The sequence below is a fragment of the Mesorhizobium sp. P2_C7 genome (assembly GCF_056404515.1).
Genome location: NZ_JBFUDW010000021.1, coordinates 78,378 through 101,073, shown reverse-complemented (window position 1 = coordinate 101,073; position 22,696 = coordinate 78,378). Strand labels below are relative to the sequence as shown.

At 64.6% G+C, this 22,696-nt stretch carries 22 protein-coding genes; 6 read left to right on the top strand and 16 right to left on the bottom strand.

Annotation, left to right across the window (positions count from 1 at the left end; genetic code table 11):
- The first annotated feature begins 61 nt into the window (after positions 1-61).
- A complete protein-coding gene (locus AC1D2G_RS31950; protein WP_477419013.1) occupies positions 62-988 on the top strand; it encodes a LysR family transcriptional regulator in 927 nt (308 codons plus the stop codon).
- Here the strand turns inward: AC1D2G_RS31950 and AC1D2G_RS31945 are convergent.
- Positions 985-1,584, bottom strand: coding sequence for a hypothetical protein (locus tag AC1D2G_RS31945; RefSeq protein WP_477419011.1), 600 nt, complete (start codon positions 1,582-1,584; stop codon positions 985-987). The genes AC1D2G_RS31950 and AC1D2G_RS31945 overlap by 4 nt on opposite strands.
- A 125-nt stretch (positions 1,585-1,709) precedes the next feature.
- On the opposite strand from AC1D2G_RS31945, the gene AC1D2G_RS31940 reads away from it, so the two are divergent.
- Complete coding sequence (locus AC1D2G_RS31940; RefSeq protein WP_095085946.1) at positions 1,710-1,943, top strand: DUF2093 domain-containing protein; 234 nt, start codon at positions 1,710-1,712, stop codon at positions 1,941-1,943.
- 43 nt (positions 1,944-1,986) lie between these two features.
- On the opposite strand, the gene AC1D2G_RS31935 is transcribed toward AC1D2G_RS31940, so the two are convergent.
- The 7 genes from AC1D2G_RS31935 to AC1D2G_RS31905 form a co-directional block, all read right to left on the bottom strand.
- Positions 1,987-2,478, bottom strand: coding sequence for a hypothetical protein (locus tag AC1D2G_RS31935; protein WP_477419009.1), 492 nt, complete (start codon positions 2,476-2,478; stop codon positions 1,987-1,989).
- Between the two features lie 83 nt (positions 2,479-2,561).
- Positions 2,562-3,587: a tetraacyldisaccharide 4'-kinase gene (gene lpxK, locus AC1D2G_RS31930; protein WP_477419007.1), complete on the bottom strand. Its 1,026-nt coding sequence runs from the start codon at positions 3,585-3,587 to the stop codon at positions 2,562-2,564.
- 1 nt (position 3,588) lies between these two features.
- The gene (waaA, locus tag AC1D2G_RS31925) at positions 3,589-4,905 is read right to left on the bottom strand and encodes a lipid IV(A) 3-deoxy-D-manno-octulosonic acid transferase (RefSeq protein ID WP_184871010.1); all 1,317 of its coding nucleotides are present in this window, start codon (positions 4,903-4,905) and stop codon (positions 3,589-3,591) included.
- Positions 4,902-5,693: a lysophospholipid acyltransferase family protein gene (locus AC1D2G_RS31920; protein ID WP_477419005.1), complete on the bottom strand. Its 792-nt coding sequence runs from the start codon at positions 5,691-5,693 to the stop codon at positions 4,902-4,904. Before AC1D2G_RS31920 ends, waaA begins: the two co-directional genes overlap by 4 nt.
- 5 nt (positions 5,694-5,698) lie before the next feature.
- Entirely contained in the window at positions 5,699-5,944 is a 246-nt protein-coding gene (locus AC1D2G_RS31915; protein ID WP_477419003.1) for a DUF4170 domain-containing protein, read from the bottom strand.
- 76 nt (positions 5,945-6,020) lie between these two features.
- Positions 6,021-6,824, bottom strand: coding sequence for a 3'(2'),5'-bisphosphate nucleotidase CysQ (locus AC1D2G_RS31910; RefSeq protein WP_477419001.1), 804 nt, complete (start codon positions 6,822-6,824; stop codon positions 6,021-6,023).
- Complete coding sequence (locus AC1D2G_RS31905; RefSeq protein ID WP_477418999.1) at positions 6,811-8,154, bottom strand: TldD/PmbA family protein; 1,344 nt, start codon at positions 8,152-8,154, stop codon at positions 6,811-6,813. The genes AC1D2G_RS31910 and AC1D2G_RS31905 overlap by 14 nt, the downstream gene beginning before the upstream one ends.
- A gap of 165 nt (positions 8,155-8,319) precedes the next feature.
- On the opposite strand from AC1D2G_RS31905, the gene AC1D2G_RS31900 reads away from it, so the two are divergent.
- A complete protein-coding gene (locus tag AC1D2G_RS31900; RefSeq protein WP_457151740.1) occupies positions 8,320-8,736 on the top strand; it encodes a VOC family protein in 417 nt (138 codons plus the stop codon).
- 28 nt (positions 8,737-8,764) lie between these two features.
- On the opposite strand, the gene epmA is transcribed toward AC1D2G_RS31900, so the two are convergent.
- Positions 8,765-9,823: an EF-P lysine aminoacylase EpmA gene (gene epmA, locus AC1D2G_RS31895; protein WP_477418997.1), complete on the bottom strand. Its 1,059-nt coding sequence runs from the start codon at positions 9,821-9,823 to the stop codon at positions 8,765-8,767.
- A gap of 113 nt (positions 9,824-9,936) precedes the next feature.
- Here epmA and efp point away from each other — a divergent pair, with 113 nt between their 5' ends.
- On the top strand, positions 9,937-10,506 hold the full coding sequence (gene efp, locus AC1D2G_RS31890; RefSeq protein ID WP_095085972.1) for an elongation factor P: 570 nt from the start codon (positions 9,937-9,939) through the stop codon (positions 10,504-10,506).
- Between the two features lie 193 nt (positions 10,507-10,699).
- On the top strand, positions 10,700-11,239 hold the full coding sequence (locus AC1D2G_RS31885; protein WP_457151742.1) for a dihydrofolate reductase family protein: 540 nt from the start codon (positions 10,700-10,702) through the stop codon (positions 11,237-11,239).
- A gap of 125 nt (positions 11,240-11,364) precedes the next feature.
- Here the strand turns inward: AC1D2G_RS31885 and AC1D2G_RS31880 are convergent, their stop codons facing one another.
- The 5 genes from AC1D2G_RS31880 to AC1D2G_RS31860 all read right to left on the bottom strand — a co-directional run bounded on the left by AC1D2G_RS31880 (position 11,365) and on the right by AC1D2G_RS31860 (position 18,013).
- Positions 11,365-12,246 (bottom strand): patatin-like phospholipase family protein, encoded by an 882-nt coding sequence (locus AC1D2G_RS31880; RefSeq protein ID WP_477418995.1) that lies wholly within the window; start codon positions 12,244-12,246, stop codon positions 11,365-11,367.
- Positions 12,243-13,679, bottom strand: a complete 1,437-nt coding sequence (locus AC1D2G_RS31875; protein WP_477418993.1) for a M16 family metallopeptidase — start codon at positions 13,677-13,679, stop codon at positions 12,243-12,245. Before AC1D2G_RS31875 ends, AC1D2G_RS31880 begins: the two co-directional genes overlap by 4 nt.
- Positions 13,680-13,791: 112 nt before the next feature.
- Positions 13,792-15,180, bottom strand: coding sequence for a M16 family metallopeptidase (locus AC1D2G_RS31870; protein ID WP_477418991.1), 1,389 nt, complete (start codon positions 15,178-15,180; stop codon positions 13,792-13,794).
- Between the two features lie 118 nt (positions 15,181-15,298).
- A complete protein-coding gene (gene rsmD / locus AC1D2G_RS31865) occupies positions 15,299-15,853 on the bottom strand; it encodes a 16S rRNA (guanine(966)-N(2))-methyltransferase RsmD (RefSeq protein ID WP_477418989.1) in 555 nt (184 codons plus the stop codon).
- A gap of 30 nt (positions 15,854-15,883) precedes the next feature.
- Positions 15,884-18,013 (bottom strand): pseudouridine synthase, encoded by a 2,130-nt coding sequence (locus AC1D2G_RS31860; protein ID WP_477418987.1) that lies wholly within the window; start codon positions 18,011-18,013, stop codon positions 15,884-15,886.
- A gap of 282 nt (positions 18,014-18,295) precedes the next feature.
- Between AC1D2G_RS31860 and AC1D2G_RS31855 the strand changes: the two genes are divergently transcribed.
- On the top strand, positions 18,296-18,745 hold the full coding sequence (locus AC1D2G_RS31855; RefSeq protein ID WP_477226384.1) for a nucleoside deaminase: 450 nt from the start codon (positions 18,296-18,298) through the stop codon (positions 18,743-18,745).
- Positions 18,746-18,784: 39 nt separating this feature from the next.
- Here the strand turns inward: AC1D2G_RS31855 and AC1D2G_RS31850 are convergent, their stop codons facing one another.
- On the bottom strand, positions 18,785-19,465 hold the full coding sequence (locus tag AC1D2G_RS31850; RefSeq protein ID WP_457152033.1) for a hypothetical protein: 681 nt from the start codon (positions 19,463-19,465) through the stop codon (positions 18,785-18,787).
- Between the two features lie 216 nt (positions 19,466-19,681).
- Positions 19,682-22,654: an isoleucine--tRNA ligase gene (gene ileS / locus AC1D2G_RS31845; RefSeq protein WP_477397066.1), complete on the bottom strand. Its 2,973-nt coding sequence runs from the start codon at positions 22,652-22,654 to the stop codon at positions 19,682-19,684.
- Between the last annotated feature and the right edge of the window lie 42 nt (positions 22,655-22,696).

Sequence of the window (22,696 nt, the reverse complement as noted above, 5' to 3'; positions counted from 1 at the left end):
ATGCAGAAAACGCCTTTTCGGGCCAGTTGACAAACGACCAAATCGAGGATCAGCTGTGACTATGGATCACAGCTCAGACACAATGGTGCCGCTCGAAACGCTGCGCGCCTTCGACGCGGCGGCGCGGACGGGCAGCTTTTCGGCAGCAGCTGAAAAGCTCAACATCACCCACGGCGCCGTCAGCCGGCAGATCGCCAAGCTCGAGGACTGGCTGGGGCTGAAAGTGTTCGATCGCGGCGCGCGCGGTGTCTCGCTGACGATCGAAGGCACCAGGCTGCATCTGCGCACGGCGGAAGCATTCGCGCTGATATCGACCCATTCCGACCGCTGGGTCGAGCCGCGCGGCACCGCGGTGGTGCGCTTGACCTCGATCCCTTCGGTCAGCGGGCTGTGGCTGATGCCGCGCATGGCAGCGCTGGAGAACAATCCCTCCAAGCTGCGCATCGTGCTCGACGTCGATATCCGTCAGGCCGACCTTGCCGATGAGGGCATCGATCTGTCGATCCGCTGTGGACGCGGCGGCATTCCGGGTCGCGTCTCGGCGCAGCTTTTCGAGGAACATGTTTTTCCCGTCGCATCGCCCGAGCTTGCCCGCGAGATCGGCCGTGGCGACCCTGCCCGGCTGCTCAAATTTCCACTGATCAACGATTCCGATGCTTCGGCCTGGCGTGCATGGTTTGCCGCGCAAGGCATGGATTACCGCCCGCGCCCGCAGGACCGGCGCTTCGAGGACTACAATCTGGTGCTCGATGCCGCAGCCTATGGGCTCGGCATCGCGCTGGCGCGACCACCCCTGACCGGGCATCAATTGAAGGCCGGACGCATCACCGCCGTCGACGAGCGCACCGCGCTCAATCCGGTGTCCTACTGGCTCGACCGGCCGATGGGACGGCCACGCGCCGCAGCAGCAGAACTGGCGCGCCGTATCGCGGTGCAGGCAGGACTTGCATCGGAAAAGATGGAAGCCTTTATCGAGGCTGAGGGTTAGCGCAGCACCACCAGAACGAACCCGACGACCGCCGCGGCCAGCAGCCCGGCAGTCAGCGACATCAGCCCGACACTCGTCCGCCTGTTTTCAGGCCTGGCCGCTTCGCTCGGCCCGGCGGTTGCACGTTCTCGCCTGGCCACGGCATTGCTGGCTGAGGTGCGGCGTAACGGCAACAGCTCAGATGCGAGAAGCGGGAGCCATGGCAAGGTCGCCGGCCTTGCGGCGGCGCCCTCCTCGACCTTTGATAGAGGCGGCGCCAGACCACGTTGCGCAGCGTCACCGTCAGTTAGTCTCCTCGCTGCAGTGCCCAGCGACGCGGCATCGGCGGCTGTTTCGTCGTCCGGTTGCGCGAGCGCCAGATAGGCCTGCATTATTTCGGTCGAAGCCGTCTGCTGCGCTCTTGCGGCTGTCGCCTGCAATAGCATCGGCAACGCCGGTGTCGCCACGGGTCGCACGGGTGCGCCGGAAGGCGCCGGCGGCGCCACCAGCGCCTTCACCAGTGCCGTTTTGACCGGATCGGCCTTTGCCGACGGCACGGCCTGCGGCGTCATCGCTTCCCCGAGCAAGGCGGCAAGACGAGCTGAGGAAATGTCCATGGTGCCCCGACAACAGCATTTTTCCGCGAAAGATTAAGGGGGCAGCATTGTCTCAGGCTTGTCACATGCTTGACCTAGCCGCCAATTTGTGGCGATGAAATCCTCATGAACCTCGGCGCCGCTGCATGATGAACCGTTTCGAAGGCCCTGGCGGCAAGGAAGCCCGTATCCGCTATCTCGATGGCGACTTCCAGGTTACCAGCCCGGGCGCTTTCGTGCGCTGCGCGGTGACCGGCGAAAGCATCCCGCTCGATGAGTTGAAATACTGGAGCGTCGCCAGGCAAGAGCCCTACATCAACGCTGCCGCTTCGCTGCGCCGCGAAATCGAAGTGCAGCCGGAGCTACGCAGCCGGCGCTAGGATCTGTATCTCGAAAATCTGATTTCCCTGATAGTCCGCAGCGCTACGGCGTCGAGGATGCCGGCACGTTTTCGACTCTGAACTCGAATTCGTGGATAAGGCGATCACCAATGAGCACCTTGATGGAATATCGCCCAGTCGGGTCACCCTCGGCCACACACCAGCCATGCGAGATCCATCCCTCTTTCGGCTTATAGAACAAGGTGGTCTCGGAGACTTTCCGATCGCTCGATATCTTGCTCGAGCTATACTCGTTTCCGTCTATGCCACCCCACTGCTTCGGGACTGCGGGAAGAGTGAACACCTCTGTCGTCGATACCAACTTGTCGCCCAGTTCCAGCCGTATGCGCCATTGATAGCAGGCGCGATCAGCAATAAGCGGAACAACGTTTGAGTGCTCAACGTGGGCAACACCGTCCGCACCGGTGACCGAGACCAGAAATTCAGTGTCGGTCGTGGTGGATGTTTGCGCCGAAGATGGGTTTGCTACCGCCGCAAGGGCACAACCAACAAAGAGCGCCCGAAAACTGACCATTCCACCCTCCGCGCGAAAGCCGTTCTGGCTTAATAATTGTGAAAAGCGGCGAGAATATCCCTGCACCGGAATCGATTGCTCGATCAGCCCTTCAGCTTGCGTTGACGCCAGGCATCCAGCGTTTCGTCGATGATGCGTTCGGGCACGCGATCGAGCTCGAAAACCGTGTCGATTGCCAGGACCTCGAGCCGGTCGAGAAAGTCCTGTGGGGCGCCATGCCGCAGCCGGGCCGCGTCCTTGGCCGTGGTGATGAGGCCGAGCCCTTCGGCGCGTGCCGTCGCCGCCAGTTCGGCAAGCTCGTCCTCACCATAAAAATGATGGTCCGGAAACGGTCGCGTCAACGCCAGTTCGCCGCCGGCCTCGCGCACCGTGTCGAAGAATTTTTCGGGATGGCCGATGCCGGCGAAAGCCAGGAACCGCTTGCCGGCAAGCCCCTGCTTGCTGCTTGGCTTGGTGTGGGCCTCAAAGATCGGCCGGGCGGCGCGTGCCGCCTGGCGGACCACGGCGTCGGCGGCGGTGCCCTCGCCCATCTTCAACAGCCCGCTGGTGAAGACCAGCTGGTCGACGATCCTGGCCCGGAGCGGGCCGCCCGGAATGACGCGGCCATTGCCGATGCCGTAGCGCGCGTCGACGACCACCAGCGCATAATCGATATGGATGCGCGCGCTCTGGAAACCATCGTCCATGATCAGGAAATCGCAGCCATGCCTTTCCAGCAGCAGCCGGGCGCCGGCGGCGCGGTTCGGCGTCACCGCCACCGGCGCGTGTTCGGCCAGGAGCAGCGGCTCGTCGCCGACATGCCTGGCGCTGTCATGATGGGCATCGACGACATGCGGCTCGGCGAACGAGCCGCCATGGCCGCGCGACAGGAAACCGGGTTTGAGCTGCATGCGCTTGGCCTGTTCGGCCAAGGCGATCGCCACCGGCGTCTTGCCGGTGCCGCCGACGGTGAAGTTGCCGATACACAGGACCGGCGCCTCTATCTTCTCGCGCCGGGCGCGCCGCATGCCGCGGCCGGCGACGAGCGCATAGATGGCCGACAGCGGCGACAGTGCCAGGACCCGCCAGTCCGGCTTTTCCCACCAGAATGGTGGTGCTTCGGAAGCCACCTTAGCGCCCGTTCGCGCCCTTCAGGCGCGACTTGATGACCAACGGCTGGATGTAGGGTTCGAGCGATTTCAGCGTGCGTGCCAGCGCGCCGCGCATCTCGTCGACGGTCGCCACGCCCGCAGCCATCATTTCGTGACGCGCCACTTCGTTGGTCAGCAGGAAATTGACGGCGCCGGCCAGCATGTCGCGATCGCGCACCAGCTTGGCGCCGCCGCTGTCGAGCAGGCGCTGGTAGGCCTCGCGAAAATTCTGCACATTGCGCCCAGCGAGTACCGCGGTATCGAGCATGGCCGGCTCGAGCGGGTTCTGGCCACCCTCCGAGGTCAGCGAGCGGCCGACAAAGGCGATTTCGGTCAGCCTGAGATAGAGCCCCATCTCGCCGATCGTGTCGCCAAGCAGAATGTCGGTGTCGGCGGCGATCCTGTCGCCCGTGCTGCGCCGCGCGACCGTCAGGCCCATGCCCGAAATCTGTGCCGCAAGCGCCTCGGCGCGATCGGGATGGCGCGGAACGACAATGGTCAAAAGACCATGATGGCGTTTGTGCAGCGTCGCATGGACCTCGGCGGCGACCACCTCTTCGCCATCATGGGTCGAGATCGCCGCCCAGGTCGGGCGGGCGCCGATCTGACGCCGCAGCGTCGCCAGCACCCGTTCGTCGACAGGCGGTGGCAAGGTATCGACCTTGAGGTTGCCCGACACTGTCACGGGGCGGGCGCCGAGCGCAAGGAAGCGCTCGCCATCGACGTCGGACTGGGCAACGACGTGGGCGAGATTCTCGAACAGCGCCTCGGCGATGTTGGCCCGTTTCTTCCACGAGGTGAACGAACGGTCGGACAGCCTGCCGTTGACCAGCACCTGCGGCACGCGGCGCGCGCCAAGCTCGAGGATCGTCATCGGCCAGATCTCGGATTCGGCGATGATCGCCAGATCCGGCTGCCAGTGATCGAGAAACCGGCTGACCGCCGGCTTGAGGTCGAGCGGCACATATTGGTGGATGATGCGGTCGCCGAGGCGCTCGTCGACGACCTGCGCCGAGGTCACCGTGCCAGTCGTCAGCACAATGTTGACGCCGTAATCGAGAATGCTTTCGACCAGCGGCACGACGGCCAGGGTCTCACCGACGCTCGCCGCATGGATCCAGATCATCGGCCCTTCGGGGCGTGGTCGGCCGGCGACGCCGTAGCGCTCGCGGCGGCGGCTGCGGTCTTCCTTGCCGCGCGAGGTGCGCCAGGCGACATAGGGCCCGACCAGCGGATAGGCGGCGGCACCGGCGAAACGGTATGCCGTCAACATGGTTCGCGCCCAGCGACCGCTCATCGCGAACCATCCACGAGACGGTAGGCCTCGGCGGTCGCGGCGTTGAGCGCGACCGTAATTTCCTGGCGCTTGCGCTCCATTTCGGCCTCGTCGGCGCCGATCGGCACGAAGATCGGCGCGCCGATGACGATCGACGAGCGGCCGAACGGCAGGTTGATGGTGGTCTTGTCCCAGCTCTTCTCCAGGACCTTGCGGCGGCTGGTAGTGATGGCGACGGGCAGCAGCGGCCGACCGGAGAGGCGTGCCAGAAGAACGATACCAAGTCCCGCGTCACGTGGCGTACCGTGGGGAATGTCGGCGATCATGGCGACGTTCTTGCCGGCGGCGAGCGACTTTTTCAGGGCGATGAGCGCCTTTGCCCCGCCCTTGTCGAGATGCCTGGCATTGTCACGCCCGCCCGAACCGCGCACCGCCTCGATGCCAAATTTCCCCAGCATCAGCGCGTTAAGCTCGGCATCGGCGCTGCGCGAGACCATCGCGACCAGCGGCTTGCGCCTGGGATAATAGGCTGGGGTCAACAGGTGCTGGCCGTGCCACAGGGCGATGATGCCGGGCTCGAATTCGGCATAGGCGCTGCTCGAAAACCGCGCCGACCCATCGACGACGCGATTGGTCAGGCGCACCAACCGCACAAACTGGGCGAACAGGCTGGCGATGGCGTTCTTGACGAATCGCGACTGCGCCAGCGGTTCGCGAATCCTGCGCCAGAAAGCCTTGGTCGTGCGGCTGCGCCCCCTGCGCGCGGGGGTGGGTTCAGTGGCTGGCTCTTTCGCCAGATCTTGCTCCATCGAGGTCAACCGACAGCCTTGTTGTCGGGGTCCAGCAGCCGGTGCAGATGAACGACGAAATAACGCATGTGGGCATTGTCCACGCTGGCTTGCGCCTTGGCTTTCCACGCCGTGTGCGCGGATTGATAGTCCGGAAAGATGCCGACGATGTCGAGCCCGTCGAGATCGCGGAACTCGGTGCCGCCAAGCTTCGTCAGTTCGCCACCGAACACCAGGTGCAAAAGCTGCTTTTTTCCGTCTTCCGCGGCCATGTCGGTCCTTCACATATCGTGAGTTTGTGACAGGTCTAGACCAAAGCCGTCGACTTTGGAACCTTCGAAAACGCTTTCACCCATCCAGCCCGGCGATGACGCCGGAGAGCACGGCCAGCAGTTCACCGCTGCCGGCGGCGAGCGCGCCGTGGCGGGTCACCTCGCCGGCATAGAGCGGGGCGCGGCCATGCCGGTCGAGCAACTGGCCGCCGGCCTCGCGCAAAATGAGATCGGCGGCGGCAATATCCCAGTCATGCGCGTTCGGCTTGACGAAAGTGGCATCGAGCGCGCCATTGGCGATCATGGCCAGCCGATAGGCGAGCGACGGGCTGTAGGGCGCCCGCTTCAGTCGCGCCTGCCAGTCGGCCGGCATCAGGTCGGTCAGCTGCTTCAGCCCGGAAATCTCGGCCGTATCCGCCAGCTTGCGCACGGCGATGCGCTTGCCGTTGCGGAAGGCGCCCTGTCCGGGCAGTGCCCAATAGGTCTCGTTCATCGCCGGGCATTCCAGCACGCCGGCAAGCGTGCGGCCAYGCTCGACGACGGCAACGCTGACGCACCAGGTGCGCTGGCCTTCCAGGAAGCCGCGCGTGCCGTCGATCGGGTCGACGACGAAGGTGCGGCGCGCCGAAAGCCGCACCGGATCGTCGGTTGTTTCTTCCGACAACCAGCCATAGTCGGGCCGTGCTGCAAGCAGCGTCTGCCGCAGATAGGCGTCAGCGGCATGGTCGGCTTCGCTGACCGGCGATGTGCCGCCCTTCATCCAGACTTGCGGGTTGTTGCCGAAATAGCGCATGGCGATGACCCCGGCCTCGCGGGCGGCATCGCGCAGCAAAGGCAAATCCTCGGTAGCACTGGCAGTGATCAGGTCATGCTCCGGCAAGGGTCATGCCTTCGATCAGAAGCGTGGGGGCGGCGGTGCCGAAATTGCGGTCGAGGTCATCAGCCGCCACCATGTTCAGGAACATGGTCTTCAGGTTCGAGGCGATGGTAACCTCGGCGACGGGATAGGCCAGCGCACCATTTTCGATCCAGAAGCCGGAGGCGCCACGGCTGTATTCGCCGGTGACCATGTCGACGCCCTGGCCGAACACTTCGGTGACGTAGAAGCCGGTCTTGAGCGATTTGATCAAATCCTCGGGCGACCGGTCGCCCGGTTCGATGGCGAGATTGGTCGAGGACGGCGAGACGGACGAGCCGCCGCGCGAACCGCGCCCATTGGTGACGAGACCAAGCTCGCGCGCGGCCGATGTCGACAGGAACCAGTGGTTGAGCACGCCTTTTTCGACCATGAACAGCTTCTCGCCCTCGATGCCTTCGCCATCGAACGGACGCGAGGCCTGGCCACGCTGCCTGAGCGGCTCGTCTGTGACGGTGATCGCGGAGGCGGCCACCTGCTTGCCCATCATGTCGCGCAGGAACGACGTCTTGCGCGCGACCGAGGCGCCGTTGATGGCGCCGGCAAGATGGCCGGCGATGCCGCGCGCGACGCGCGGGTCGAACACAACGTCGATCGGCCCGGTCGCCGCCTTGCGCGCGCCGATACGGCGCACGGCACGTTCGCCGGCCTTGCGGCCGATGTCTTCAGGCGCATCGAGATCGGCAAAATGCTGGCGCGAGGAGAATTCATAGTCGCGCTCCATGCCGGTGCCCTCGCCAGCAATGACGCTGGCCGAGCGCGAGAAACGCGACCCGACATAGTGGCCGAGGAAGCCGTGCGAGGTGGCCAGCACCAGGCCGCCGAGGCCGGCACCGGCGCTGGCGCCGGCCGAATTGGTCACGCCCTTGACGGCAAGGGCCGCCGCTTCCGCCGCAAGTGCCGCTTCCTTCATTTGATCGGCCGACACCTCGGTGGCGTCGAACAGATCGAGATCGCGCGTCTGCTTCACCAGCAATGCCGGGTCGGCCAACCCTTGATAGGGGTCCTGTGGCGACACTTTCGCCATAGCCACGGCACGCTCGGCCAGGGTTGCCGGATCGGATGCTGCGGTTGCCGAGACGCTGGCCACCCGCCCATCGACGAAGACGCGCAGCGAGACATCCTCGCTCTCGGCCGATTCGGTGCCCTCGACCTTGCCGAGCCGCACCGACACGCCGGTCGAGCGGCTGCGCACGGCCACTGCATCGGCGGCATCGGCGCCAGCCTTCCTGGCAGCTTCGACCAAAGCCGCGACACGGTCGGTCAATTTTGCTGCATCTGTGATATCGGTCATGCGCGTGATCCTGCTGGCGCGGCGAGCTTTGGCCGCAGCCACCATCTATTGTTCCGGTCCGGCTTGTGCAATGGCATAGGCTTCAATCAAAATGCATCGGTTCACGGTTCAGATCTCGAACCGAGGCATGGTAACCCGGTCCGCAGCCCGCTCGGAGCATTTTCGATGACGCCTTTCCATCTCGCCTTCCCGGTCCGTGATCTCGATGAAACTCGCTTTTTCTATGGCGAGGTGCTGGGCTGTGCGATCGGCCGCTCATCGGCGACCTGGGTCGATTTCGATCTTTACGGCCACCAGATGTCGGCGCATCTGCGGCCACAAGCCACGCCAGCCGCCAGCGACGGCAAGGTCGACGGCATCGTCGTGCCGATCCCGCATTTCGGCGCCGTGCTCTTGATGGACGACTGGCAGCGGCTGGCGACGCGGCTGGAGGCGCGCGGCGACATCGACTGGCTGGAACGGCCAATGGTCCGCTTCAAGGGCGAGCCCGGCGAACAGGCAACGCTGTTCATCCGCGATCCCTCCGGCAATGCGCTGGAATTCAAGGGCTTTCGCTCGCTGGAACAGGTTTTCGCGCACTGAGGCGCCGGGCAGGCAGCGAGCCTGTGGTTCAGGACGCCGCAACGGGCGTCCAGATGACGTCATCGACTTTTTGCGCGCCCGTCGCCAGCATCACCAGGCGGTCGAAGCCGAGCGCGATGCCGCTGGCCTGCGGCATGATGGCAAGGGCGGCGAGAAAGTCCTCATCCAGCGGATAGCGCTCGCCATAGATGCGCTCTTTCTCGTCCATCTCGATGATGAAGCGCCGGCGTTGCTCATCGGCATCGGTCAGCTCGCCAAAGCCGTTGGCGAGCTCGACGCCGCAGCAATAGAGCTCGAAGCGCTCGGCAACGCGTGGATCGCGCGAGCTCGGCCGCGCCAATGCCGCCTCGGCCAGCGGATATTCGCACAGGATGGTCGCCCGCCTTTGCCCGAGCAACGGCTCGATCTTTTCCACCATCACCCGGCTGAACAAATCGGCCCAGCTGTCGTCAGGTGCGGTGCGCAGGCCGGCCTGGGTCAAGGCGGCATAAAGCGCGTCCCGGTCGGTGGCGCCATCGGCGGCGACCGTGGCCAGCAGATCGATGCCGGCATAGCGGGTGAAGGCATCCGCGACCGTCAGCCGTTCCGCCTCGGCAATCGGATCGCAGTCGCGGCCCCGGAAGGAAAAGCGCGTCGCCCCTGCCCTTGTCGCGGCCAGCGCCAACATGGCCGCGCAATCCTGCATCAGGCTCTCATAGGCCTCGCCCACCCGGTACCATTCGAGCATGGTGAATTCGGGATGGTGCAAGGGGCCGCGCTCGCGGTTACGGTAGACCGGACCGAGGCTGAAAATGCGCTGTTCGCCGGCGGCAAGCAGTTTCTTGCAGGCGAATTCCGGCGAGGTGTGCAGATAAAGCGGCGACCGCGTGCCGTCCGGTCCGATCGCTTGCGTGGTGAAAGCCGCCAGGTGTGCCTCGTTGCCGGGCGAGACCTGCAGGGCCGCCGTTTCCACCTCGACGAAATCTTCGGCGGCGAACCAGTCGCGCAGGCTGGCGGCGATGGCGTTGCGTAGCATCAGCCGCGGACGGCGGTCGGCGTGGACATGCGGCGTCCACCAGGGCGAGGCATCGGGCGACGTAACGTTCATGGGGCTCAGATCATATGGAATGGGGCTGGCGGTTGCGGCCAAGATGCGCTAGTTCGCAGCGGACGGCTGCTAAAGCCGATTTGTACCAATCAACCATTTCAGGATTGTAAGCCGTGGTGAAAGTCATCGCCAGTTCGCTCCGTAAAGGCAATGTCGTCGACAAGGACGGCAAGCTTTATGTGATCCTCTTTGCCGAAAACATCCACCCAGGCAAGGGCACGCCGGTGACCCAGCTCGACATGCGCCGCATCGGCGACGGTGTGAAGGTTTCGGAGCGCTACCGCACCACCGAGCAGGTGGAGCGCGCCTATGTGGAGGAGCGCGAGCACACCTTCCTCTACGCCGACGGCGAAGGCTATCATTTCATGAATCCGGAAAGCTACGACCAGGTGGCGGTGTCGGAAGCCGTGGTCGGTGACATGGCGCCTTACCTGTTGGAAGGCATGGCCGTGCAGCTGTCACAGTTCAATGGCATTGCCATTTCACTGGTGCTGCCGCAGCGCGCCACCTTCGAAGTGGTCGAAACCGAGCCAACGACCAAAGGACAGACGGCCTCGTCGTCCTACAAGCCGGCCGTACTTTCCAACGGCGTGCGCACGCTGGTGCCGCCGCACATCGCCCCCGGCACCCGCGTGGTGGTGATGACGGCGGACGGGGCTTACGTGGAGCGCGCGAAGGACTGAGGGCGGCGCCTTCGCTCACAAACCCTTTGGGCTATCATCGATGATCAGGTACCGGCGTCGGGCGCGCTGGCCGTGGTATCGGTCTTTCGTAAGCTCGCGCTGAAAGCCCTTCTGACAAAGCGCCCCGATTTTTCATGCAGCGTGTCGCACAAGGCCCGCATGGTTCGTCCTCTGATGGAAGAAGGAGAACGCCATGAGAAAATTGATCGTCACCGAATTCATCAGCGTCGATGGCATTGCCGAGGTCGAGAAGCTGCCCGGCGTGACCTGGAACGACGAGATGAACAGGTTCAAGGAGGACGAGCTTGCCGACAGCGGCGCCATGCTTTTGGGGCGCACGACCTATGAGATTTTTGCCGGTTCTTGGCCCAAGGAAACCGGAGACTTCGCCGACCGGTTCAACGCGCTGCCGAAATATGTCGCGTCGACCAGCCTGAAGGCGCTCGACTGGAAGCCGGCCGAATTGCTGAAGGGAGCCCTGCCGGAAGCGGTCAGGGCGCTGAAGCAAGGCAGCGGCGGCAACATCTATGTGCATGGCAGCCTCAGCGTCGCGCAGGAACTGCTGCGCCACGGCCTGGTCGATCGCGTCAGGCTGCTCAGCTACCCCGGCGCCGTCGGACAGGGCAAGCCGCTGTTCCCCGTCGGCGAGCCAGTGGCGCTCGAGCTGATTTCTGCGACGCCGTTCAGCAACGGCGTGGTGGCGCTGGAATATGTGCCGGTGGCGAAGTCGTAGTTGGCTTCGTGGATGACAACAGCGCTCGACTTTAAGCCCTTGTTTTCATGCATGTCGTTGTCCCAAAACCGGGGCCACTTTTGGGCGACATGCATTAGACGATCAATTGCCGACGTCGCGCGCCTTCACCCAGCCTTCTTCCTCCGCCTGCCCTTGACGGCAGCGCCATTCCTAGCCTCCACCACCCGCTCGACCTCTCGCTTCAGCTGATCCTTTATGTCGGCCGTATCGTTCATCAAAGCGTCGATCTTCAGGAAATCGAGCACGCGGTATTTTGATACTGCCGGGCGGACCAGGATGTCGGGGCTGCACTGCTTCAGCTTGTTGGCGATGATCGACTGCATCATCAATTGCGTGGCGCCGAACATCAGGTCGACGGAGGTCGGGTGCTTGCGGTCGGCTTCTTCCGGCGCGCCGACCACGTCGACGCCGATGATGATGTCGGCATCGTTCTCGATCAGGTCGAACGGCACGGGGTTGTAGATGCCGCCGTCGATCAGCAGCCTTCCGTCGCGCGTCACCGGGCGGAACACGGCGGGTATGGCCGCCGAGGCGGCCAGTGCCGAGTGCAGGTCGCCGTCATGGAACACGGCGAGCTTGTGGCCGAAATAGTCGGTCGCCGTCACCTTGAGCGGGATCTTGAGCTCGGCGAAGGTCTCGGGGATAGCCTCGGGCAAAAAGGCCTTCAGGATGCGCTCGACGTTGAACTGGCTGACGCGGATGCCATTCTGCATGGCTTCGGCGATAGTGCCCGGCCGCGCCCGCCACATGCGGCTCGCCACTTCGGCGCGGCGGCCGAGGATCGAGCGGGCGTAGTCGTGGATGTCCCTGCCGGTCATGCCGGCGGCCATGCCGGCGCCCATGATGGCGCCGATCGACGAGCCGGCAATGGCCGCCGGCCTGATGCCCAGTTCGTCCAGCGCCTCGATGACATGGATATGCGCCAGCCCGCGCGCGCCGCCGCCGCCGAAGGCGATGCCGAAGGTCGGGCTCGTCCTTGGGTTCATCCCTTGCCGGCCCCGGCCAGTTTCGGTCCGATGACCATGATGGTCGGCTCGGCCGACAGCAGCTTTTTCGCCGCCGCCTTGACCTGATCAAGCGTCACCGCGTTGATATAGCCAGCGCGGCGCTGCATGTAGTCGATGCCGAGATCGTCGAGCTGCAGCTCGACCAGCGTCGAGGCAATGGAACTCGAAGAGTCCAGATTGTTGATGGCGTAGGCGCCGATCATGTATTTCTTGGTCGCCGCCAGCTCAGCCTCGGTCGGGCCTTCCTCGGCCAGTTGCTTGACCACGTCGCGGACGATGCCCAGCGTCTCGGCTGCCCGGTCCGACCGGGTCCCGGTGCTGACGACCAGTGCGTCGGCATGGTCCTGGTTGATCAGCGAGGAGTTGACGCTGTAGGCCAACCCACGCTTTTCGCGCACCTCCTGGAACAGACGCGAGGTGAAGGTGCCACCGCCGAGGATCTCGTTCATCAGCACGGCGGCAAAGAAATCCGGCGCCTTGCGCTTCACGCCGGGATAGGCGAGCTGCAGCGAGGTCTGTGGCAGGTCGTAGTCGACCTCGACATGCTGCGCCAGCTTCGGGTCGATATCGGCCACCGGCCTCAGCGCCTGGTTCTGCGGCAGGTCGCCGAACACCATGTCGAGCTTCTTCTTCAGCGTCTCGGGGTCGATGGCGCCGACCACGGCGACATGCAGGCCGCCGCGCGCGAACACCGCCTTGTGCAAGGCTTTCAAATCATCCGGCGTGATGGTGGCGATGCTCTGCCTGGTGCCTTGGTCGGAGCGGGAATAGGGATGATCGCCATAGAGTGCGCGCGCCCATTTGTCCTGCGCGACCGTATCGGGATCGTTCTCGCCGGCGATGATGCCGGACAGGATCTGGGCGCGGATGCGGTCTATCGGCGCCGGGTCGAAGCGCGGCTGGTTGACCGCCAGCCGCAACAGGTCGAACGCCTCGTCGCGCTGCTCGGCCAGCATGCGCATCGAGCCGTAGATGCCGTCGCGGCTTTCGTCGAAGCTCATCTCGGCGCCGGCATCGTCGAGCTTGATCTGGAAGGCTTCTGAGTTGAGCGTGCCGGCGCCTTCGTCGAACAGGCCGGTCATCAGATTGGCCAGGCCCTCCTTGCCGACCGGATCCTGCGTCGAGCCGCCGCCGAAGACGAAGCGGATGGCGACGACCGGCACGGAGTAGTCTTCGACCAGCCAGGCGGTGATGCCCTTTGACGAGGTGACGGACTGGATTTCCATGGCGCGGGCGGTGAGTGCCGGCAGGATCAGGAAGAGGATCGAGAGGAAAAGGGTTGCAAGCACTGCGGCAGCGCGCCGGCCTTTTCCTTCTCCCCTTTCGGGAGACGGTGGATCGGCTCTCAGCGCCGAGACGGTTGAGGGGTGTTGGACGGCGTACGGACGGTGCCAAGCGGGAGCACCCCTCATCCGACCGAGCTGCGCTCGGCCACCGCCCTGGGGCGAGCCACGGGTCTCGCCCCGTCCTTCGGACCCCACAAGGGGGAAAGAAAGAGAGCGGCGGTGCTGGTTCGTCATCAAATCAGTTCTCCGCCTTGACTTGCGGCAGCAAATAGCCGGTCGTCGACCGGTCGAGCACCAGATAGCGCGCGGCGACGGCCTTGATCTCCTCGGCGGTGACCTTGCGGATGCGCTCCGGCCATTGCTGGACGTCTTGCACGTTGCCGCCGGTGGCCAGCGTCGAGCCATAGATGTTGGCCATGGACTCCTGCTTGTCGCGGGCAAAGATCATCGAGCGCACGTAGCGGTCCTTGGCCTTTTCCAGCTCCGACGGCGTGACGCCGTCCCTGGCGATGCGCGCCACCTCGGCATCGACAGCCGCTTCGACATCGGCGAGCTTGACGTCGCCTCGCGGGGTGCCATAGACGGTGAAATTGGTGTCGTCCAGCATCGTGCCCTGGAAATAGGCGCCGGCGTTGGACGCGATGCCTTGCTGGACGACGAGCGCCTGGTAGAGCCGGCTGCGGGTGCCGCCACCGAGGATCTCGGCCAGCAGATCGAGTGCTTCGGCCTCGCCCGGCTTGCCCGAGTGATAGGACGGCACCACCCACTGCGTGGAGAAACTCGGCACGCTGACGCGGGCGTCGGAGAGCGTGACCGTGCGCTTGGTGTTCTGCTCGGGTTCAACCGGGCGGATGCGCGGCGGCAGATCGGGGCCGCGCGCCACCTTGCCATAGGTTTTCTCGGCCAGCGCCCTCACCGTGTCCGGTTCGACATCGCCGGCCACGATCAGCACGGCGTTGTTGGGCCGGTAATATTTGTCATAGAAGGCGGTGGCATCGGTGCGGTTCAGCTGCTCCATCTCCTGCATCCAGCCGATGACCGGGATGCGGTAAGGCTGGTTCTGCCACAGCGTGGCGTCGACTTCCTCGTCCAGCACCGCCTCGGGGTTGTTGTCGATGCGCGAGCGGCGCTCCTCCAGGATGACGTCGCGTTCGGTCTTGATGACGTCGTCGGTGAGGATGAGGTTGCGCATGCGGTCGGCCTCGAAACTCATCATCAGCTCAAGCGCCGACGGCGCCACCGTCTCGTGGAAGGCAGTGTAGTCGTAGGAGGTGAAGGCGTTGTTGGAGCCGCCGATATCGGAGATGGCGCGGTCGAACTCGCCGGCCACATGGTGGGTCGTCGCCTTGAACATCAGGTGCTCGAAGAAATGGGCGATGCCGGATTTTCCGGGCGGCTCGTCGGCGCTGCCGATCTTGTACCACACCATGTGGGTGACGATCGGCGCGCGGTGGTCGGGGATGACGACCACCTCCATGCCGTTGTCGAGCAGGAAATCCGTCACCTTGAATGCGTCCGGTTTCGCGTTGGCCAACACGGTGCTGTCGGCCAGGACCGGGCCGGTCATGGTGATAGCCAGCGATGTCGCCAGCAGTGTTGCGCGCAGCCATTCAATCCTAGATGTCATCAATGGCTCCGATTTCCAGGCAGGACGATAGGCAAGGCGCTGGCGACAGCATAGTGAATTGTTGGTCATGTTGCCGGCAAAGGCGGCGGCAAAGAGGCCGGCATCGATGCAAGGTGCATCACGCAACCTCGATAAACCGGATCACCGTCTCGCCGTAGTTGCGCTCATCCAGCACGGAAAAGCCGGGACCCGGCTCGAAGGGCGCCACAGCCGCCTCCTCGACCACGCATAGCGCGCCGGGACGAAGCCAGCGGCCGGCCTTGGCCGACTGCAAGGCGCGCTCGCCGAGGCCCTTGCCGTAGGGCGGATCGGCGAAGACGAGGCCGAACGGCGCGAGCGTGCCGGCCTCGCCAAGGCCGGTGGCATCGCGGCGAAATATCTTGGTGCGGCCCGTCAGGCCGAAGGCCTCGACATTGTCGCGGATCAGGCCACGGCCTTCCGCCGATTCCTCGATGAAGACGCCGTAGGAGGCACCGCGCGAGAGCGCTTCGAGGCCGAGCGCGCCGGTGCCGGCGAACAGGTCGAGCACGCGCGCCCCGTCCAATTGCTCCGCAAAACGATGCGCCAACACATTGAAGACGGCCTCGCGGGTGCGATCGGTCGTCGGGCGGATAGCGCTGCTGCGGGGCGTCGCCAGGGGACGCCCGCGAAACTCACCGCCGACGATTCTCATCTTGCGCTAGGCCTCATTCCAATCCGGGCCTCATTTCGTCCTGGGACCCTTGGGGCCGTTGCGCGGCCGTTCGCCGCCACCGGCGCCGCCCGGACGCTCGCCACGCGGTTTGCCGAACGGCTTGGCGCCTGCCGGTTTGCCATAAGACGGCTTGAACGACGCCTTGCGCGCCTTGGCGTCGGCCGCCTTGGCGGCGTCGGCCTCAGCCCTGCCCTTGCCGATCGGCCGCGCGCCCGGTGCCATCCAGACATTGGCCTTGCGCTGGCCAGGCGGCTCGATCGGCCGCTGCTCGCGCTCGGATTTCTTGCCACCGCCCGGCTTGCCACCAAAACTGCCGCGCGGCTTGTCACCAAAGCCGCCACGGGGCTTGTCGCCAAAGCTGCGTTCGGGTCGCGGGCCGCGCTCGCCATAGCTCTTTTCCGGCCCGGCGCTTCTGTCGGGACTTGTCGACAGCTTGCCCAGTGCCTCGTCGCGGCTGCCTTCGCGGCGCTTGCGGTTCTTGATCAGCCCGCCCTCGCCGATCGGCCGGCGCTCTCCATCTCTGGTGAACTTCGGCCGCTCCGGCTCCAGCTCGCGGATCTCGGTGCGCCGCACCGGCTTGTTGGAAAACGGCTTTGAAATCTCGGCATCGAAATTGGCGCCGGATTCCTCGACCAGACGCTCGCCAAGCTGGTCGCGCAGCACCCGGCCCTTGATCTCCAGCACATGGCCCTCGGCGAGGTCATCGAGCTGGAACGGTCCGTAAGAAATGCGGATCAGCCGCGTCACATCCAGGCCAAGCGAACCGAGGATGTTCCTGACTTCGCGGTTCTTGCCCTCGCGCAGGCCGATCGTCAGCCAGGCATTGGTGCCCTGCTCACGGTCGAGCGTCGCTTCTATGGCGCCGTAAAAGACGCCATCGACGGCAATGCCTTCACGCAGGCCGGCGAGCGCGCTTTCCTCGACCTTGCCGTGGACGCGCACGCGGTAGCGGCGCAGCCAGCCGGTGGCCGGCAGTTCGAGCACTCGCGACAAGCCGCCATCATTGGTGAGCAGCAGCAGGCCTTCGGTGTTGATGTCGAGGCGACCGATGGTCATCAGCCGCGGCAATTCGGCCGGCAGCACGTCGAAGACGGTCTTGCGGCCCTCGGGATCGCGGTTGGTGGTGACGACGCCGGCCGGCTTGTGGAACAGGAACAGCCGTGTACGCTCGATCGGCGGGATTTCCATGCCGTCGAGGTGGATGATGTCGTCCGGCATGACGTTGAAAGCCGGCGAGGTCAGCGCCCGGCCATTGACCTTGACGCGGCCGGCAGCGATCAGTTCCTCGGCATCGCGGCGCGAAGCAAGGCCGGCGCGGGCCAGCCGCTTGGCGATGCGCTCGCCTGCCTCTTCCGTCACTTCCGCGGAACGCGGACGCGGCTTGAAGCCGGCACCCGATGCCCCTTGCGGCCGATCACTGAAGTCGCGCTTGGGACGGTCGCCACCGAAGTCACGCTTGGGGCGATCGGCGAAATCGCGCTTGGGGCGGTCAGCGAAGTCGCGCTTCGGACGATCGCCGGCGTCGCGCGGCGCGCGATCGCTGAAATCGCGCTTGGGACGGTCGAAGCGCTTTTCGCCGCCCTCCGCCGCCGCAGCAGCCGGACGGTCGCCRCGTGGTGCATAAGGCTTGCGCGGTCCTTCGCGCTTTTCATACGGCTTGCGCTCGCCTTCGGCCGCCATCGGACGGTCGCCACGTGGCGCATAAGGCTTGCGCGGTCCTTCGCGCTTTTCATACGSCTTGCGCTCGCCTTCGGCCGCCATCGGACGGTCGCCACGTGGCGCATAAGGCTTGCGCGGTCCTTCGCGCTTTTCATACGGCTTGCGCTCGCCTTCGGCGGCCATCGGGCGGTCGCCGCGCGGTGCGTAGGGCTTGCGTGGTCCCTCGCGCTTATCGAAGGGCTTGCCTTCGGGACGCGGACCCTTGCCGAATGGCTTGTCACCACCCTTGAAGTCGCGCTTCGGCCGCTCGCCCTCAGCAGCCATCGGCCGATCTCCGCGTGGGGCGTAAGGTTTCTTGGTACCAAAGGACGGCTTGCCGCCTTTGTCGGCGGCGCCATCACGGCTGCGCGGTCCGGCAGCCTTCGAGCCGCTCCTGACCGGACCCTTTTTGGGTCGGAATTTCTTGTTGTTGTCGTCCATGTGGCCTTTGTCCGTTTGCGCTGCTACAGCGTGGCGCATCCTTTGGGGCGCGCAACGAACGCTGTAGCACTTTTGATTTGGCGCATGATCATTTCCGAAAACCGAGTCCGATTTTCGGGGTTATGCGCTCAATAACAGGATCACCAGAGTTTGTCAGGGAAAAGTGGAGACCGGCTTTTTCCGAAAAGACAAACGAAAATCAAAAGCCTGGAGCAAGTGCGGTTCATTCGGAAGCGGACTTGCTCCAGCGAGTGACGAGGAGATAATCGGAATGGAGATCGCGTGAAGCGGCCGGATTTCATGGCGCTGGCGCTGAAAGAGGCTGAGGCCGCCGCCTTGCGCGGCGAAGTGCCGGTCGGCGCCGTGATCGCCAGCGGCGGCACAGTGATTGCCAGCGCCGGCAACCGCACCCGCGAGCTTGCCGACCCGACGGCGCACGCCGAGATGCTGGTCATCCGCGAGGCCTGCCGCAAGCTCTCGAGCGAGCGGCTCACCGGCTATGATCTCTATGTGACGCTGGAGCCTTGCGCAATGTGCGCCGGCGCCATTTCCTTCGCCCGGCTGCGCCGGCTCTATTTCGGCGCCGCCGACGACAAGGGGGGCGCGGTGATCAATGGCGCGCGCTTCTTCGCCTCGACGACCTGCCACCACGCGCCCGACATCTATCCGGGCATGGGCGAGACCGAAGCGGCCCTGCTGCTCAAAGGATTTTTCCGGGAGCGGCGCGACTGAACCGGGCGCACCGCAAAGGCAACGAAGCGTGGCCCGTTCTTACAGGGACGGCAGCCAGTCGAACCAGCCGCTGCCCTTCTTGCCCTCCGCCTCTTTCTTCAGGCGGCGTTCCTTCTTGTATTCGTCTTCGCCAAGCTCGTTCTGCGGCGCGGTGTCGGAGGCGACGCGATATTGCACCGGCGGCTCGCTCAGATATTTACGGGTGTTCGGATCGCCCTGCTTGCTTTCGACAAGGCGGCGCTGGATCTCGGCGGCACGACCTTTGTCCGAATCCGCGGGGCTCCACGCCGGCGGGTGGCTCGAGCCTGAATCCGCCATTGCCTTCTTGATCGATGCTGGATCGGACTGCACGTCGTCGACGATCTCTGACTGATAAGCCGGATCGTTCTGATGGGCGGTCGCGTCGGCGCGCAGGCGGGCGCGACGCTGCTCCGGCGATTCGGGCCATTCGGCGCTCGCCGTCTCGATGCTGTCCTGCGGCGCGGGCAACACTTCCTTCTGGCCAGGTGCCGGCTTGACCAGCGTCGGGCGCGGCTTGTAGTCGATCCGTTCCTTTTGCTTCGGCGCGATCGAAAAGGCGCTTGAAATATCGCCGGCCAGCTGTTCACCGGCGGTCTTGTCGGTGCCATAGGTCGGAGAGCTCATGCAGCCGGACAGAGCGAGGCCCGATGCGACAAGCGGCGCCAGCAGCGCCAGGCGCACGTTATATCTCTCGGTCATGCCAAAAAGTCCCACTCTAGACAGCCTCTCGATTGCCACCGGCCTTGTGTCCGGTCCCCGTCGTCCAAGCACTTGCGACGGAAATCCGGCGACAATTTGTCTTCCGGAGTTTCGCGTGTTTACCTCAACCACTCGTTAAGGGCAACGCGCGGGCGGTTTTCGCGCGCCCGGCGTGGCATTTGTGCACCGATAGAGCCATTCTGACCGGCCGGACTGTCAAAGCCGGCCAAGCGCTTTCAACTCATGCAGCACCGCCGCATCCCTGGCCGAAACGTCGGGAAACGCAACGTCCTGCCCGACATCGGCGGTATAGCGCCAGGAACGCGCGCACTTCACCAGGCCGCGGTCCTCGGCCTTCTCGACCACGACGGCGACACCCCTGACGTCGTCGAGCGTGAAGGCGCCAGCCGGCACCTCACCATGCGCGATGACCAGATCGCTGGTGATCGCCATCTCGGCCATGTCGACATCGGATATCGCCGCTTCGAGCGCTGCATCGTCGATAGTGACGACCGGCACCGCTTCCAGCGACGAACCGATCACCTTCTGTGCGCGCGCGATCTCCAGTGCGCCGGTGACGACGCGTCGCACCTGCCGCACCTTGCGCCACTTTTCCGCCAGCGCCTCGTTCTTCCAGTCCGCCGGGATTTGCGGAAACTGGTCGAGATGCACCGAGACGGCGTCCGCATGAAGGTCGAGCCAGGCTTCTTCCATGGTGAAAGGCAGCATCGGCGCCAGCCATTTGACCAGACAATCGAAGAGATGACGCACCACTTGCACCGAGGCCTTGCGCCTAACGCTCGACGGCGCGTCGCAGTACAGCGCGTCCTTGCGGATGTCGAAATAGAAGGCCGACAGTTCCACCACCATGAAATCAAGCAGCATGCGCGTGATGCGCTTGAATTCGAAGGCGTCGTAGCCCGATCGCACCACCTCGTCCAGCTCGGCCAGCCGATGCAGCATCAGCCGTTCCAGCTCCGGCATCTTGTCGAGCGGCACCTCCTCGCCATCGTCATGGGCAAGCGTGCCCAGCATCCAGCGGATGGTGTTGCGCAGCTTGCGATAGGCGTCGATGTTGGTCTGCAGCACATTCTTGCCGAGACGCTGGTCTTCCCAATAGTCGGTCGTCACCACCCATAGGCGCAGGATGTCGGCGCCCGACTGCTTGATGACGTCCTGTGGCACGACGGTGTTGCCGAGCGACTTCGACATCTTGCGGCCGTCTTCATCCATGGTGAAGCCGTGGGTGACGACGGTGTCGTAAGGCGCCCTGCCCCTGGTGCCGCAGCTTTCCAGCAGCGACGAGTGGAACCAGCCGCGATGCTGGTCGGAGCCTTCGAGATAGACATCGGCCGGCCATTTCAAATCCGGGCGATCCTCCAGCGTGAAAGCGTGAGTCGAGCCTGAATCGAACCAGACGTCGAGGATGTCCATCACCTGCTTCCACTTGGATGCATCGTGGTTGCCAAGGAAACGCTCCTTGGCACCGGCGGCGAACCAGGCGTCGGCGCCTTCCTGCTCGAAGGCGTCCATGATGCGCTGGTTGACAGCCTCGTCCTTCAGCACATTGCCGTCGGCATCGGCGAAGACGGCGATCGGCACGCCCCAGGCGCGCTGGCGCGACAGCACCCAGTCAGGACGCTCCTCGATCATGGCGCGGATGCGGTTCTGGCCGGCGGCGGGCACGAAACGGGTGTCGTCGATCGCCTTCAGCGCGCGGCTGCGCAACGTCGAGCCATCGCCGAGGTCCTTGTCCATATAGACAAACCATTGCGGCGTGTTGCGGAAGATGATCGGTTTCTTGGACCGCCAGGAATGCGGATAGGAGTGCTTCAGCCGGCCGCGTGCGAACAGTGCATTGCGCTTGATCAGCTCATCGATGACTGCCTGGTTGGCGTTGCCCTTCTTGCCATTGTCGTCGATGACGCGCGCGGCTCCGCCCTCGCGGTCCGGGCCAAAACCCGGCGCGTCCTTGGTGAAGAAGCCGCCATCGTCGACGGTGAACGGAATGGCGCTGTCGATGCCGCGCGCGCGCAAATCCGCCGCGGCATCCATCCAGGCGTCAAAGTCCTCGCGGCCATGGCCGGGCGCGGTGTGGACGAAGCCGGTGCCGGCATCGTCGGTGACATGGTCGCCGGCGAGCATCGGCACGGGAAACTCATAGCCGCCGCCAAAACCCTTGAACGGATGGGAAAGCGTAAGCCTTCCAAGCTCTTGCGGCGAAACACTGCGAAGCCGATTCAAGGTGACCTTGGCCTTGGCAGCGGACTCGTCGGCCAGCGCGTCGGCGAAGATCAGCTTTTCGCCCGGCTGCGGGCCGAACGCATTCTCGGCCGCCGTTACCTCGTAGAGGCCATAGCTGATGCGAGGCGAGTAGTTGACGGCGCGGTTGCCCGGGATCGTCCATGGCGTCGTCGTCCAGATGACGACGTGGGCCTGCAACAGATCCAGCGCCCCTTCCGTCAGTTTGGTCACGCCGTCATCGACCGGCTGGTCCAGGCTGACGACCGGGAACTTCACCCAGATCGTGTCGGACTCGTAATCCTGGTACTCGACCTCGGCCTCGGCAAGTGCCGTGCGTTCGACCACACTCCACATCACCGGCTTGGAGCCGCGATAGAGTTGGCCCGACATGGCGAACTTCAGCAGTTCGCCGGCGATGCGTGACTCGGCATGGAAGGCCATCGTCGTATAGGGGTTCTTGAAGTCGCCGATGACGCCGAGCCGCTGGAACTCGCCGCCCTGCACCGTGATCCAGTGCGCGGCGAACTCGCGGCACTCCCGGCGGAACTCGTTGACCGGAACCTCGTCCTTGTTCTTGCCCTTGGCGCGATACTGCTCCTCGATCTTCCATTCGATCGGCAGGCCATGGCAGTCCCAGCCCGGCACGTAGTTCGAGTCATAGCCACGCATCTGGAACGAGCGGGTGATGACGTCCTTGAGGATCTTGTTCAGCGCGTGACCGATATGGATGTTGCCGTTGGCGTAGGGCGGACCGTCATGCAGCACGTATTTGGTCCGGCCGGCCGCGCTCTCACGCAGCTTGCGGTAGAGGTCCATGTCCTGCCAGCGCTGGACCAGCAGCGGCTCCTTTTCGGGCAAGCCGGCGCGCATCGGGAAATCCGTCTGCGGCAAATAGAGCGTCTTGGAATAGTCGATTGTTGAATTATCGGACGTTTTGTCGGTCATTGGTCTGCCATCTACATTACCCGGCCGCGAAGGGCTCGGGCG

Coding starts and splice junctions, on each gene's coding strand:
- AC1D2G_RS31950 (WP_477419013.1), top strand. CDS start 62: ATGGATCACAGCTCAGACACAATGGTGCCGCTCGAAACGCTGCGCGCC.
- AC1D2G_RS31945 (WP_477419011.1), bottom strand. CDS start 1,584: ATGGACATTTCCTCAGCTCGTCTTGCCGCCTTGCTCGGGGAAGCGATG.
- AC1D2G_RS31940 (WP_095085946.1), top strand. CDS start 1,710: ATGATGAACCGTTTCGAAGGCCCTGGCGGCAAGGAAGCCCGTATCCGC.
- AC1D2G_RS31935 (WP_477419009.1), bottom strand. CDS start 2,478: ATGGTCAGTTTTCGGGCGCTCTTTGTTGGTTGTGCCCTTGCGGCGGTA.
- waaA (WP_184871010.1), bottom strand. CDS start 4,905: ATGAGCGGTCGCTGGGCGCGAACCATGTTGACGGCATACCGTTTCGCC.
- AC1D2G_RS31920 (WP_477419005.1), bottom strand. CDS start 5,693: ATGGAGCAAGATCTGGCGAAAGAGCCAGCCACTGAACCCACCCCCGCG.
- AC1D2G_RS31915 (WP_477419003.1), bottom strand. CDS start 5,944: ATGGCCGCGGAAGACGGAAAAAAGCAGCTTTTGCACCTGGTGTTCGGT.
- AC1D2G_RS31905 (WP_477418999.1), bottom strand. CDS start 8,154: ATGACCGATATCACAGATGCAGCAAAATTGACCGACCGTGTCGCGGCT.
- AC1D2G_RS31900 (WP_457151740.1), top strand. CDS start 8,320: ATGACGCCTTTCCATCTCGCCTTCCCGGTCCGTGATCTCGATGAAACT.
- epmA (WP_477418997.1), bottom strand. CDS start 9,823: ATGAACGTTACGTCGCCCGATGCCTCGCCCTGGTGGACGCCGCATGTC.
- AC1D2G_RS31885 (WP_457151742.1), top strand. CDS start 10,700: ATGAGAAAATTGATCGTCACCGAATTCATCAGCGTCGATGGCATTGCC.
- AC1D2G_RS31880 (WP_477418995.1), bottom strand. CDS start 12,246: ATGAACCCAAGGACGAGCCCGACCTTCGGCATCGCCTTCGGCGGCGGC.
- AC1D2G_RS31875 (WP_477418993.1), bottom strand. CDS start 13,679: ATGAGGGGTGCTCCCGCTTGGCACCGTCCGTACGCCGTCCAACACCCC.
- AC1D2G_RS31870 (WP_477418991.1), bottom strand. CDS start 15,180: ATGACATCTAGGATTGAATGGCTGCGCGCAACACTGCTGGCGACATCG.
- rsmD (WP_477418989.1), bottom strand. CDS start 15,853: ATGAGAATCGTCGGCGGTGAGTTTCGCGGGCGTCCCCTGGCGACGCCC.
- AC1D2G_RS31850 (WP_457152033.1), bottom strand. CDS start 19,465: ATGACCGAGAGATATAACGTGCGCCTGGCGCTGCTGGCGCCGCTTGTC.
- ileS (WP_477397066.1), bottom strand. CDS start 22,654: ATGACCGACAAAACGTCCGATAATTCAACAATCGACTATTCCAAGACG.